Annotated in this window: 1 pseudogene; it reads right to left on the bottom strand. The window is 64.3% G+C overall.

Annotated elements, in window-relative coordinates:
• Nucleotides 1-765: pseudogene (locus tag ABB26_RS18320) on the bottom strand (DNA-directed RNA polymerase subunit beta'); the annotation flags it as partial.

The following is a 765-nucleotide window of genomic DNA, read 5'->3' as shown; positions in this document are numbered from 1 at the left end:
TCAGGCGCAGGATGTCCTGCGGGCTCGGCTCGCCGTCCACCACGGTTTCGCCGCGGGTCACGTGCTCGCCTTCGAACACGATGATCTGGCGGTACTTCGGGATCAGCTCTTCGTGCTCCGAACCATCGGTGTCCTTGATGATCAGGCGCTGCTTGCCCTTGGTGTCCTTGCCGAAGCTGACGATACCCGAACGCTCGGCCAGGATCGCCGGATCCTTCGGCTTGCGGGCTTCGAACAAGTCGGCAACGCGCGGCAGACCACCGGTGATGTCACGGGTCTTGGACGCTTCCTGCGGGATCTTGGCGACGACGTCGCCCACGCCCACCGGGGCGCCATCCTGCAGGTTGACGATCGAGCGCGGCGGCAACAGGTACTGCGCCGGCAGGTCGGTGCCCGGGATGGTCAGGTCATTGCCCTTGCCATCGATGATGCGGACCAGCGGACGCAGATCCTTGGCCTGCGAGCCACGACGCTTCGGATCGGTGATTTCACGCGACGCCAGACCGGTCAGTTCGTCGGTCTTCTCGATGACGGTGATGCCGTCGACGAAGTCGATGAAGCGCACGAAACCAGCCACTTCCGACACGATCGGGTGGTTATGCGGATCCCAGTTGGCAACGGTCTGGCCAGCCTTGACCTCGGCAGCGTCCTTGACGTTGATGGTGGCACCGTAGGGCAGCTTGTAGCGCTCGCGCTCACGGCCATGCGGATCCAGGACCGAGACTTCACCCGAACGCGACACCGCCACCAGCGAACCGTTGGCGT

Origin of the sequence: Stenotrophomonas humi, from assembly GCF_001431415.1 — a bacterium.
GTDB classification, from domain to species: domain Bacteria; phylum Pseudomonadota; class Gammaproteobacteria; order Xanthomonadales; family Xanthomonadaceae; genus Stenotrophomonas; species Stenotrophomonas humi.
Note: the sequence above shows the minus strand (reverse complement) of the source record. Positions and strands in the feature narration are given on the sequence as shown.